Source organism: Stenotrophomonas sp. (genome assembly GCF_032099025.1).
Classification (GTDB): Bacteria; Pseudomonadota; Gammaproteobacteria; order Xanthomonadales; family Xanthomonadaceae; genus Stenotrophomonas.
Window position 1 is genome coordinate 1 of sequence record NZ_DAMCID010000051.1, and the last position, 10,120, is coordinate 10,120.

The 10,120-nt window shown below is 66.8% G+C and carries 6 protein-coding genes; 4 read left to right on the plus strand and 2 right to left on the minus strand.

Annotated features, from left to right (window positions below):
* Window positions 1–290: 290 nt before the first annotated feature.
* Window positions 291–644 carry a 6-carboxytetrahydropterin synthase QueD gene (queD, locus tag RT456_RS19130; protein WP_214905071.1) on the minus strand — a complete coding sequence of 118 codons (354 nt, stop codon included), beginning with the start codon at window positions 642–644 and terminating at the stop codon, window positions 291–293.
* Between the two features lie 187 nt (window positions 645–831).
* Here queD and RT456_RS19135 point away from each other — a divergent pair, with 187 nt between their 5' ends.
* Window positions 832–3,498, plus strand: a complete 2,667-nt coding sequence (locus RT456_RS19135; RefSeq protein WP_313349004.1) for a TonB-dependent receptor — start codon at window positions 832–834, stop codon at window positions 3,496–3,498.
* Window positions 3,499–3,527: 29 nt separating this feature from the next.
* Window positions 3,528–6,092: a M14 family zinc carboxypeptidase gene (locus RT456_RS19140; RefSeq protein WP_313349006.1), complete on the plus strand. Its 2,565-nt coding sequence runs from the start codon at window positions 3,528–3,530 to the stop codon at window positions 6,090–6,092.
* A 152-nt stretch (window positions 6,093–6,244) separates the two neighbouring features.
* On the opposite strand, the gene RT456_RS19145 is transcribed toward RT456_RS19140, so the two are convergent.
* The gene (locus RT456_RS19145; RefSeq protein WP_313349008.1) at window positions 6,245–7,657 is read right to left on the minus strand and encodes a DEAD/DEAH box helicase; all 1,413 of its coding nucleotides are present in this window, start codon (window positions 7,655–7,657) and stop codon (window positions 6,245–6,247) included.
* Window positions 7,658–8,284: 627 nt separating this feature from the next.
* Between RT456_RS19145 and RT456_RS19150 the strand changes: the two genes are divergently transcribed.
* Entirely contained in the window at window positions 8,285–9,274 is a 990-nt protein-coding gene (locus RT456_RS19150) for a fumarylacetoacetate hydrolase family protein (RefSeq protein ID WP_313349010.1), read from the plus strand.
* An 8-nt stretch (window positions 9,275–9,282) separates the two neighbouring features.
* Window positions 9,283–9,948 (plus strand): maleylacetoacetate isomerase, encoded by a 666-nt coding sequence (gene maiA, locus RT456_RS19155; protein WP_313349012.1) that lies wholly within the window; start codon window positions 9,283–9,285, stop codon window positions 9,946–9,948.
* The last annotated feature ends 172 nt before the right edge of the window (window positions 9,949–10,120 follow it).

Here is a 10,120-nt window from a genome sequence, read left to right on the forward strand (position 1 = left end):
GACATTTGCATAGGGGCCTGCCGGCCGCGGCGGGGCCCTCAACGCTCGCGATGAACCTGATCGAAGACCATGCCCCAAGCGTCCAAAAAAAAAGGACCCGACAGAGGGAGGGTTCTGTCGGGTCCTGGATTGCGTGGGGGGAGGGACCCACGCAAATTCACTTGATGCAATGCAGCATACGCCGATTGTGGTGCGTTGCAACAATTTTTTGCCGACGTGGTCTGGTTTCTGAAAAAACCATATTCTATCAATGACTTGGATGAGACCGGTGCTGCCGGGTCGTCGTCTTCTCAGCCCCGATACCGGCACCCGGACGTGCAGGTCTCATGCACCGTCACTTCGCTCAGCGCGGGCAGGGTGGGCTTGAGCTCGTTCCAGATCCAGATCGCCAGGCGTTCGCTGGTGGGGTTTTCCAGACCGGGAATGTCGTTGAGGTAGTGGTGGTCCAGGCGGTCGTAGATCGGCTGGAAGGCCGCTTTGACGTCGCCGAAATCCATGATCCAGCCGGTGTGTTCGCCCGGCTCACCCTCGACCTTGAGTTCCACGCGGAACGAGTGGCCGTGCAGGCGCGCGCACTTGTGGCCCGCCGGCACGTTGGGCAGGTGGTGGGCCGCTTCGAGGGTAAAGACTTTGAAGATTTCCATGGGCGCATTGTACGGCCTGCGGCGCGGGCGATCCGCCGCCGACAGGAACGGTTGCAGCAGAAAACATATCCATCCGGATGAAGAGATGTTACTTTTCGTTATATCCGCATGAAGCGATGTTATTGGCTCGTTAATGGCCCGGCATGGACTACTGCGGAACTTGTCGTCCACCACCCCCATAGAGTTCATGCCCAAGCACACCCTTCTTGTGGCGGCACTTTCCGCCGCTCTGGCTACGCCTTTGTCCGCGTTTGCCCTCGACGCCGCCGCCGCCGATGCGGCCAGCCCCGATGCCGCCGCCAGTGGGGAGAGCACCACGCTCGCCGCCGTGCGGGTGACCGGCTCCAACATCAAGCGCACCGACACCGAAACCGCCAACCCGGTGCAGGTGATCGGCCGCCAGGAGATCGAAGCGACCGGCAAGGCCACCGTCGCCGATCTGCTGCGCTCGATCTCCGCCAATACCGGCAACGCCAACAACGAAACCACCAACAACGGGTGGGCCTCGGGCTCGGCCGGCATCGGCCTGCGCGGCCTGTCGCAGAAGAACACCCTGGTGCTGCTCAACGGCCGCCGCCTGGCCAACTACGGCTTCCCGGCCGGCGGCCTGTCGGACACCTTCGTCAACCTCAACGCCTTGCCGATGGTGGCCGTCGAACGCATCGAAGTGCTCAAGGACGGCGCGTCGGCCGTGTACGGCTCCGACGCGGTCGCCGGCGTGGTCAACATCATCACCCGGCAGAACTTCCAGGGCGCCGACCTCGGCGGCAGCGTCGGCACGTCCGACCAGGGCGGGCTGGACGAGCAGAACCTCAAGTTCATCGGCGGCATCGGCGACCTGGACACCGATGGCTACAACATCCTGGTCAGCCTGGAAGGCTACAACCGCGAGCGCCTGGACCAGGACCAGCGCGACCTGACCAAGTCGGGCATCTATACCGACCAGCCCGGTGGCCGCTGGAACGGCTGGTCGGCCAAGGGCGCGCGCTTCCTGGTCAACGGCACCTCGGTGCCGATGCTCGACGCCAACGGGCAGTGCCCGGAGAACACCACCCTGGTGGCCAGTGCGCCGATCGACGGCCTGCCCGGCAACACCTGCGGTTACAACCTGGCGCCGTACACCACCCTCATTCCCTCCACCAAGCGCTACCAGGCCTACGTCAACGGCACCTTCAAGGTGAACGACAACGTGGAAGCCTTCGGCGAGGTGATCTACAGCGAGATCAAGGGCGTGTCGTGGTTCGGCAGCAGCCCGTTCTTCACCCTGGAAAGCGGCCGCTTCGCGCTCAACGCCGATACCGGGCTGGCCGAGCCGGTGTCGTCCAACCTGCCGGCGAGCAGCCCGTTCAATCCGTACGGGCGTGCGATTCCGATCGAATACACGTTCTTCAACCTCGGCCCCACCATCAAGACCAACCGTTCCACCGCGTATCGCGGCCTGTTCGGCCTGCGTGGCAGCCTGCAGGACTGGGACTGGGAAGTGGGTGCGTTCGGCGCGCGCAGCAGCGAGCGTGAGACCGTCTCGGGCGGCTTCGCCAACCGCTGGACCCTGGCCGATGCGCTGGCCACCGGCAGCTACAACCTGCTGGATCCGTCGGCCACCCCGCAGTCGGTGATCGACGGCATCAACCTGAGCACGCTGCGCCCGGCCGAGTCCGTGCTGCAGGGTGTGGACGCCAAGATCTCCGGCGGGCTGGGCAACACCTGGGCCGGTCCGATCGGCTTCGCCGCCGGTGTCGAATGGCGCCGCGAGAAGCTGGATTCGGAGAACCCGTGGCAGATCGATGCCGGCCTGCAGGTACGCCCGGCCATCGCCGAGGTACATGGCGAACGCAAGGTCACCGCCGCGTATGCCGAAGTCAACGTGCCGCTGGCCGACCGCCTAGAGCTGCAGGCCGCCGCGCGCGCCGACCACTACAGCGATTTCGGCGACGCCTTCTCGCCCAAGCTGAGCCTGCGCTGGCAGCCGTTCGACATCCTGCTGGTGCGCGCCGCGGCATCGAAGGGCTTCCGCGCGCCGTCGCTGTCGGAGAACTCCAACAGCACCAGCATCGCCTACGGCAGCGTGATCGATCCGCGCGATCCGGACGTGCCCGGTTCGCGCCAGAACCCGACCTTCTTCACCGTCGGCAACAGCGACCTCAAGCCGGAGCGCACCAAGAGCTACAACCTGGGCCTGGTGCTGTCGCCGTGGTCCAACACCAGCCTGAGCGTGGATTACTACCGCATCGAACTGGAGAACCTGGTGGGTACCAACAACACCCAGACCCTGGTCACCAACGATGTGCCGGGCGCGGTTACCCGCGACGAGCGCGGCAAGCTGCTGGCGGTGTTCAACCGCTACCAGAACCTGAGCGAGCTCAAGACCTCCGGCTTCGACGTCGAACTGCGTCAGCGCTTCCCAACCGACGCGGCGGGCGACTTCTCGCTGTCCACCGCGTTCACCCACGTGCGCGATTACAGCCGCCCCACCGTGGTCGGTGGTCCGCTGGTGGACTACGCCGGCAGCAACCTGGGCGCCACCCTGCCCAAGAACAAGGCGACCACCACGCTGGACTGGTCCTACGCCGACTTCCGCACCGCGCTGACCTGGTACTACACCAGCGGCTATGACCAGAAGGCCAGCGCCACCGCCAGCGCCGTGCAGGACCGGGTGGATGCGTACAGCCAGTTCGACCTCTACCTGGCCTACACCGGGCTGGAGAAGCTGACCCTGTACGCCAAGATCCAGAACCTGGCCGATGAAGAACCGCCGTACGACGCCTCGTTCCCGGGCATCCGCGCGCCGTACGACTTCAGCCAGTACGACCTGCGTGGCCGCTACTTCACCGTCGGCTTCGACTACCGTTTCTAAGAGGGGTTGCTGTGTCCTTGTTCCGTGGTTTGTCGCGTCCCATCACCTGGCTGGTGGGCTCGCTGTGGCTGTTGGCCGCTCCGGCGTTCGCGCAGAACGCCTACTTCTTCCCGCAGGGCGGGGAGTTCGATCCGGCCATTCCCACCCCGCAGCAGTTCCTGGGCTATGAGATCGGCAGCCGCTACACGCGGCATGACCAGCTGGTGGCCTACTTCAACGAGCTCGCCAAGCACTCCGACAAGATCAAGGTCGAACAGATCGGCAGCAGCTACGAAGGGCGCCCGCTGCTGATCGCCACCGTCACCTCGGCGCAGAACCAGCAGCAGCTTGAAACGCTGCGCCGCCAGCACGTGACCCTGGCCGACCCGGCACAGCCGCTGTCGGCGGCCGGCAACAGCCCGGTGGTGGTGTGGCTGGGCTACAGCGTGCACGGCAACGAGACCTCCAGCGGCGAAGCCGCGCTGCTCACCGCGTATTACCTGGTGGCCAACCGCAGTGCCGACACCGCCCGCTGGCTGGACCGCGCCGTGGTGCTGTTCGACCCGGCGCAGAACCCGGACGGTCGCGACCGCGCCGCCAGCTGGCACAACGCGTACGCGTCCTCGCCGGCGTCCGCCGACCCGGCCGACAAGGAGCACGTGGAGGCGTTCCCGCAGGGCCGCACCAACCACTACTTCACCGACCTCAACCGCGACTGGCTGGCGCTGACCCAGCAGGACACGCGGCCGAAGATCGCTTACTTCCACCAGTGGTATCCCAACGTCCAGATCGACTTCCACGAGATGGGCAAGGACAGCACCTACTACTTCGAACCGTCGCCGGCGAGCATGCACAGCCCGCTGCTGCCGGCGTCGTCGTATGAATTCAACAAGACCCTCGCCAAGTACCACGCACAGTCGCTGGATGCGCTGGGGTCGCTGTACTACACCGGCGAAAACTTCGACAACTTCTCGCCCGTGTACGGCTCGACGTATCCGGACTTCCACGGCGCGGTCGGCGTCACCGTCGAGCAGGCCAGTTCGCGTGGACGCGTGCAGGAATCGGTCAACGGCCTGCTGACCTTCCCGTTCACCATCCGCAACCAGGTCGCCACCGGCTTGGGCACGGTGCGCGGTGCGGTCACCGAGCGCGATGGGCTGCTCAAGCTGCAGAAGGCGTTCTTCCAGTCCGCGCTGAAGCAGGCCAACCAGCAGCCGGTGAAGGCATTCGTGTTCGGCGACGGCAACGACCCGGGCCTGACCCGGCGCCTGCTCGACCTGCTGCTGCAGCACCAGATCACCGTGCAGGCGCTCACCTCGACGGTGACCGTGGACGGCCAACGCTTCGAGCCGGGCAGCGCCTACGTGGTGCCCACCGCGCAGCCACAGTTCCGCCTGGTGCATTCGATCTTCGCCGACACTCCGCCCATCAAGGGGGACGTGTTCTACGGCAGCACCTCGTATGCCATTGCGCCGGCCTACGGCCTGGCGTTTGCCGGCAGCCGCAGCCGCATCGCCGGTGGTGAACGCATCAGCGCATTGCCCGCTGCGCACGGCGGGGTGAGCGGCGGACAGGCGGGCTATGCCTATGTGTTCGACTGGCGCGATTACAACGCCAGCCGCGCGCTGTACGCGCTGCAGGCCAAAGGCGTGCTGGCGCGCGCTGCGTTCCAGCCGTTCACCGCGAGCACCGCCACCGGCGAGCATGCCTTCGCCCGCGGCAGCGTGGTGATTCCGGTGGCCGGCCAGGTGCTGGCCGGCGAGGCGTTGCTTGCCGCCGTGGACGATGCGGCGCGCAGCAGCGGCGTGCAGGTGCACGCGCTGTCCAGCGGCCAGAGCCGCAGCGGCATCGACCTGGGCAGCGACAGCGTCAAGTCGCTGCGCAAGCCGGCGGTGGCCCTGGTGATGGGCGAGGGCGTGAGCGCCACCGAGATCGGCTCGGCGTGGTTCCTGCTCGACCAGCAGGTGCAGCTGCCGGCCAGCAAGCTGGACCCGTCGCAGCTGGGCAAGGTCAACCTGGACCGTTACACCTCCATCGTGCTGGCCGGTGGCACCTACACCGGTGTGGACGCCACCGCCGTGGCCGCCCTGAAGCGCTGGATCAACGCCGGTGGTTCGCTGGTGACCTACGGCAGCGCCGCGAAGTGGGCGATCGAGCAGAAGCTCAGCGATGAGGTGCTGGGCGCGGAAGAGAAGGAACCCGCTGGCGCCCGCCGGGCGTTCGGTGACCAGCGCGACATCGCCGCGATCGAACGGGTCAGCGGCAACATCCTCAGTGCGGATGTGGATACCAGCCACCCGCTGGGCTTCGGCCTGCCGCGCACGCAGCTGGCGGTGAACAAGGAAAACGGCATCAGCTTCAAGCCGAGCCGCAATCCGTTCTCCACCGTGGTGCGCGTGGACGAGGCACCGCGGGTGAACGGTTATCTGTCGGAGAGCAACCGCAGCCGCGTGGCCGGGTCGGCGTGGCTGCTGGTGTCGCCGCAAGGGCAGGGCAACCTAGTGCTGTTCGCCGACGATCCGGCGCACCGCAAGTACTGGCACGGCACCGAGCGGCTGCTGTTGAACGCGGTGTTCTTCGGCAACCTGCTGAACCCGACCAAGCCGCGGGGGTAATTCCCGCCCGGCCCGGACGTTCCGTGGGACACGCATGGCGTGTCTCTACGCGGGCCGGATTGCGTAGTGACACGCCATGCGTGTCATCGCAAACCCAAAAGAAAAGGGCGACGCAATGCGTCGCCCTTTTCTGTGTTCAATCCGCGAACGGATCAGGCCGGACGGCCGCCGCCGCCCTGGCTGCGCCCGCCACCGCCTCGGCGCTGGCCCTGCGGCTGGCCGCCGCGCGGCGCACCGTTACCGGCACCACGGCTCGCACCGCGACCGGCACCGTCACGCTGGCCGCCGCCGGTCTTGGCACCGGCATGCGCATGACGTGGCGCGTCACCGTGCGGACGGCGCGCGTGCGCGGACCGGCGCGGCGCGCGATCACCACCCGGCACTTCGGCCTTGCCCGGCGCGCTGTTGCCCCAGCGGATCGGGGTCTGCGGCTCGAAGCCCGGCACGTCGCGGATGTCCATGTCCTTGTCGAGCAGGCGCACGATCTGGCGCAGCAGCTTGGCCTCGTCCTGCGCCACCAGCGAAATCGCCTGGCCGGTCGAGCCGTTACGGCCGGTACGGCCGATGCGGTGCACGTAATCCTCGGCCACCATCGGCAGGTCGTAGTTGATGACCTTCGGCAGTTCGTTGATGTCGATGCCACGCGCGGCAATGTCGGTGGCCACCAGCACGGTCACACGACCGGCCTTGAAGTCACCCAGTGCACGCAGGCGCTGGCCCTGGCTCTTGTTGCCGTGGATCGCCGCGGTCTTGATGCCGGACTTCTCCAGGAACGTGGCCAGCTTGTCGCAGCCGTGCTTGGTACGGCCGAACACCAGGGTCTGCTCGCGGCTGTCCTGGGACAGCAGGTGCAGCAGCAGCTCGCGCTTGCGCGGGCCATCGACCGGGTGCACGCAGTGCTTGATGGACTCGGCCACGGTGTTCTTCGGGGTGACCTGGATCTGTTCCGGGTCGCGCATGAACTCCAGCGCCAGCTGCTTGATGCTCTCCTCGAACGTGGCCGAGAACAGCAGGGTCTGGCGGTTCTGGCGCGGCAGCTTGGCCAGGATCTTCTTGATCGACGGCAGGAAGCCCATGTCGAGCATGCGGTCGGCTTCGTCCAGCACCAGGATCTCGATGCCCGACAGGTCGACGCTGCGACGCTCCAGGTGGTCGATCAGGCGGCCCGGGCAGGCCACCAGCAGGTCCACGCCACGGCGCAGCACGTCGAACTGGTTGCCCATGCCGACGCCGCCGTAGATGCAGGCGCTGGGAATGCGCAGGTACTTGCTGTAACCGCGCAGGCTGTCATGCACCTGGGTGGCCAGCTCGCGGGTCGGGGCCAGCACCAGCGCACGCGGCTTGCGCGGGCCGTTCACGGCCTGCGGGTTGGTGCCCAGGTGCTGCAGCAGCGGCAGGCCGAACGCGGCGGTCTTGCCGGTACCGGTCTGTGCGCCGGCCAGCAGGTCGCGACCGGCCAGGGCGAGCGGGATCGCCTGCTCCTGGATCGGGGTCGGGTTTTCATAGCCCTGCTCGGACAACGCGCGCAGCAGGAACGGGGCAAGGCCCAGGTTTTCAAAAGACATCGGGTGGAAGCTCCAAAGACGAAGTAACGCCAGGCCGAATGGCCGGACGCAAGGCAGATCGTGGTGATCGGCTGACTCGGAGCGTTCCCGTAAACCGCGCTGCGAGAATTGGGTGCAGCCGGCGCGGTGCGCAGACTGGAATGCATGACGAATGGCGTCGGAGTGGGGGCGGGCGAGGGATCGATGATCCGGTCGCCGGCGATCCCGAAGGGAAACGGACGGCCGCTGCAGACCCCGGGAGTATAGGAGAAATTGTGCACCACATCAATTTGGCCCATTCAGCTTTGTAGAGCCACGCCCTGCGTGGCTGCGCGCCAATCCGGGGTCATGAACGTCTGATGCGTGGCTTCGGTCGTTGCTGAACGTCGGAAGGGGAAGGGGGCATCTTCTGGGTTTGGCGGCTCCGGACGCTTGTGCCGCGCTTCGCGCGGTCTCCACGCAGGGCGTGGATCTACCGGTATTGATACGTGTGCACCGTCGCACCGGCGTTTCGCCAGGCGCTCGGCACCATGACGTCGTTGGGCTCCCCGATCGTTTAAGGTGGTTTCGTGCCGCATCGCAGCTTGGCAGCACCGCGCATTTGGTTACACTCGAAACCTATTTTTCTGCGATCCCGGATACCCACCCATGAAGCTTGGTTCTTTGAAGGAAGGCGGCCGCGACGGCACCCTGATCGTGGTCTCGCGCGACCTGCGCCACGGCGTGCGCGCCACCGGGATCGCCGCCACGCTGCAACAGGCGCTGGAAGACTGGAGCCACCTGGCGCCGCGCCTGAACGCCTTGTCCGAATCGCTCAATGACGGCAGCGCCGATGGCGTGTTCGACATCGACCTGCAGGCGCTGGCCGCGCCGCTGCCGCGTTCTTATGAATTCGTGGATGGCAGCGCCTACCTGCCGCACGTGGAGCGCGTCCGCCGCGCCCGTGGCGCCGAGGTGCCGGAAAGCTTCTACACCGACCCGCTGATGTACCAGGCCACCAGCGCCGGTTTCCACGGCCCGCGCGATGCAGTGAAGGTGGTCAGCGAGGACTACGGCATCGACCTGGAAGCCGAGCTGGTGGTGATCACCGACGACGTGCCGATGGCGGTCACCGCAGAGCAGGCGGCCGGTCACATCCAGCTGGTGGGCCTGGTCAACGACGTGTCGCTGCGCAACCTCATTCCCGGCGAACTGGCCAAGGGCTTCGGCTTCCTGCAGTCCAAGCCGCGTTCGGCGCTGTCGCCGGTGTTCGTCACCCCCGACGAACTGGGCGACGCCTGGCAGGACAGCAAGGTGCACCTGCCACTGGTGACCCACGTCAACGGCGCCTGGTTCGGCGCGCCCGAGGCGGGCGTGGACATGCAGTTCAACTTCGCCCAGCTCGTGGCGCATGCGGCCAAGACCCGCCCGCTGGGTGCCGGTGCGATCGTCGGGTCGGGCACCATCGCCAACGAAGACACCGGCAAGGGGGCCTCGTGCTTCGCCGAACTGCGCACCGTGGAAACCCTGCGCGACGGCAAGCCGAGCACGCCCTTCATGTCCTTCGGCGACGTGGTCCGCATCGAGATGTTCGATGCGGCGGGCGAGAGCATCTTCGGCGCCATCGAACAGCGCATTGAACAGGCCCAGCGGCCCTGAGCATCCCGATGAACCTGCCCATGGACCGGATCGAGCTGTTCAGTTACTGGCGTTCCAGCGCCGCCTACCGCGTGCGCATCGGCCTGAACCTGAAGGATCTCGCCCACGAGATCACCCCGGTCCACCTGGTCCGCGATGGCGGCCAGCAGCACAGCGACCATTACGCGGCGCTCAACCCGCAGGAACTGGTGCCCACCCTGTGCCACGGCGACCGCGTGGTGCACCAGTCGATGGCGATCCTGGAATACCTGGACGAGGTGTTCCCGGACCCGTCGCTGCTGCCCGACGATGCACCGGGCCGTGCCCGCGTGCGTGCACTGGCGCAGCTGGTGGCCTGCGACATCCACCCGCTCAACAACCTGCGTGTGATGCAGTTCTTCAGCGATACCTGGAATGTGCCGCAGCCCGAGCGCGAGGACTGGACCCGGCACTGGATGCAGGTCGGCTTCGACGCGATGGAGCGCATGCTGGTGGAATCGGTCGATACCGGCCGCTTCTGCCACGGCGACAGCCCGACCCTGGCCGACTGCTGCCTGGTGCCGCAGTTGTACAACGCGCGGCGCTTCAACGTGGACATGAGCCCGTATCCGACCCTGGCGCGGATCGACGAGGCGTGCCTGGCACTGCCGGCGTTCGATGCGGCGCGGCCTGAGAACCAGGCCGACGCTTCATAACCGGTAGTGCCGGCCGCTGGCCGGCTCCTCGCATGACCAGGTTTCCGTGGAGCCGGCCAGCGGCCGGCACTACGGGTATGACCAGGTTTCCGAGGAGCCGGCCAGCGGCCGGCACTACGGGTATGGCCAGGTTTCCGTGGAGCCGGCCAGCGGCCGGCATTGCGGGCATGGC

Bases quoted from the DNA above. Each gene is read 5' to 3' on its own strand.
- queD (WP_214905071.1), bottom strand. From the start codon at position 644: ATGGAAATCTTCAAAGTCTTTACCCTCGAAGCGGCCCACCACCTGCCC.
- RT456_RS19135 (WP_313349004.1), top strand. From the start codon at position 832: ATGCCCAAGCACACCCTTCTTGTGGCGGCACTTTCCGCCGCTCTGGCT.
- RT456_RS19145 (WP_313349008.1), bottom strand. From the start codon at position 7,657: ATGTCTTTTGAAAACCTGGGCCTTGCCCCGTTCCTGCTGCGCGCGTTG.
- RT456_RS19150 (WP_313349010.1), top strand. From the start codon at position 8,285: ATGAAGCTTGGTTCTTTGAAGGAAGGCGGCCGCGACGGCACCCTGATC.
- maiA (WP_313349012.1), top strand. From the start codon at position 9,283: ATGAACCTGCCCATGGACCGGATCGAGCTGTTCAGTTACTGGCGTTCC.